The organism is Xanthobacter sp. BG11Y11_SDJG (assembly GCF_057364445.1).
In genome coordinates this window covers 1-2,274 of the sequence record NZ_JBNFNU010000536.1, presented here as the reverse complement: position 1 = coordinate 2,274, position 2,274 = coordinate 1, and the positions used below count along the sequence as shown (strand labels likewise).

Genomic DNA, 2,274 nt, shown 5'->3' with positions numbered 1-2,274 from the left:
CGCCGCTCCACCTCCCGCCGGCACCGGTCCAGGCCGCCGCCATCGGCAGCGACGCGCCGATCCAGCCCACCGGCGTGAAGACCATCCCCGTCAAGCGCGCCGCCGCCCCGGCGTCCGCCGCCGCTTCACCCCGACGGTCGGCGCCCTCGGCTATGCCGGCCCGACACAGGTCTCGCAGTTCTCGCCGCCCACCGCCGCCTTCACCGCGGACGGCCGCCCGAACACCCGCAGCGCAGCCAAATCCAGCGATCGGCTGGCCCCCCGCGCGCCGGTCGCCGTTCAACTGGCGTCCGTGCCCGAACTGACGGCGGAGGAACGGGCGCGCTACGAGGCGAGCGTGTGGCCAGTGCTCGACGGCTCCGACATGGCGAGCGCCGCGCGCAAGCCGGAGCCGGCTGCCTTGGTGCGCACCGCCTCGCTGGCGCCGACGCCGCTTCCGCCCGCTGGCGGCAGCGCCAGCCGCACCCCAATTCCTGCCAGCGCCCGCTCGGGCTGGATCATCCAGGTCGGTGCCTTCGACGGGGAGAAGCAGGCCCGCGCCCGGCTCGATGCCGCCCGCGCCAAGGCAAAGACGCTGCTCGCCAAGGCGGACGCCTATACCGAGACGGTGGCGAAGGGCTCGGGCCAGCTCTACCGCGCCCGATTCTCCGGGCTCGACGAGAAGGGCGCCCGCGAGGCTTGCCGTTTACTCCAGCGTAACGATTTCGGCTGCATGACTCTCAAGAATTGAAGTCTTGAGGGAGAATCAGCCATGTTTGCGCAGGATCACTTCCTTGGCTTGATTGATCCGGGCCGCAAGATAGCTGGATCCGCCATGATCGGGGTGGAGCTTCTTCATGAGGGCGCGGTGGGCCGCCCGGACGCTGGCCGCGTCCGCGCCCGGCTCAAGCCCAAGAATCTGATAGGCCTCCTGCTCGGTCATCGCGCCGCCGCCGACCGACGCCCCGCCGCTGCCGCCGACGCTCCCCGGACCCTGATCGCCCTCAACGTTCTCACGCCAGGCGGGCGCCCGGCGGTCGAGATAAGCTTCGAGTAGAGCGAGCGACTGCGGATCGCAGACGCGCCGGAGCGCCAGAAGTTCGGGCACCGCGAAGCTGTCCAGCGCGCGCCCCGCATGGTCCCCGCCGATCACCCGCCCGGTGAGGTCGCCGCTGGCGTGGTCAAGTTCCATCTCGAGGAGCGGCGAGCGCACGCGCGAAATCTGCGGCGGCCTTGCCTGCGATCGGAACATGCCGCCGAACATCCCGCCCAGCGCCGCGCCGACCCCGCCGGGATCGAGCCGGCCGAGCAGCATGATGCCGACCGCCGCGAGCGGCACCACCGCGGCATAGCGCCCGGTCACCAGCGCGCCCGCGGCACCGAGCAGGGCGGCGTAAGCGAGCGAGCGGAACAGGATCGCCACCAGCACCTTCGGGTCGGCCTTGGTCCAGAGCTTGAGGCCGTAGAGGCCGAGCGCCAGCAGCGCGACGCCGGCGATGAGACTGATCACCTTGAGGGCTCCTATCCGCCGAGGGCCGAAATGAGCTTGAGCGCGCCGGCATCGCGCCGCGCGGTGAGGGCCGGCGCGCCCGCCGGCCGCATAGGCGGCCACCGCTTCCAGCAACTGCCGCAGTTGCGCCGCCGCGCGCGCATCGAAGCGGCAATAGGCGCCGCCGGTCACGGCCGCGAGCGCGCGGAAACAGCGTTCCACGTGCGGCTCCTCGCCTTCCTGGAACACGAACAGCCGCACGCCGCGCAGCGCCAGCTGGCCGGCGAGCGCGTGCAGGCGGTCCTCGCTCTCTTCCAGCGCGTCGCCCACGAACACGGCGGCGCGCAGGCCCGAGCGCTCGGCCTCGTTCAGCAGGTGCGACAGGACGCGGTTGATCTGGGTCAGTCCACCCTCGCAGGCAATGCTGCGCATCAGGCGGCCGAGCGTCGCCGCGTCGCCGACGAAGGGCGAGGCCCGGCATTCGCTCTGGCCGCGATAATAGACGATCTGCATGTCGAGCCCGCCATGCCGCGCGGCGGCGGCGAACATGCCCGACTGAATCTCGCAGGCGAGGTTCCAGGTGGGCTGGCGCGACGCGGTGGCATCAAGCGCGAAGGCGAGCCGCCCGCGCCCCGCGGCGGTGCCGGGCGCGCGCTTCACCGCGTCGAGGAAGCGCGCCGTGTCGTCCGCGCTGGACAGGCTCCCCGCGGGAGCCGATGTGACGTCCTTGCCCTTGTTCTCGACCATGGATCGCGCCGTTCCTTCGCCTCCACCACATAGGGGGCAAAGGGCCGCGCCCGACGGAA

The 2,274-nt window shown here is 72.1% G+C and carries 2 protein-coding genes; one reads left to right on the top strand and one right to left on the bottom strand.

Translation table 11 applies throughout. The annotated features are described in order from the left end of the window. The coding region (locus AC2W7M_RS24055; protein WP_486135507.1) for an SPOR domain-containing protein at nt 1–730 on the top strand (730 nt) is incomplete at its 5' end. Between the two features lie 15 nt (nt 731–745). Here the strand turns inward: AC2W7M_RS24055 and AC2W7M_RS24050 are convergent. Continuing rightward, the coding region (locus tag AC2W7M_RS24050; protein ID WP_486135505.1) for a DnaJ domain-containing protein at nt 746–2,274 on the bottom strand (1,529 nt) is incomplete at its 5' end.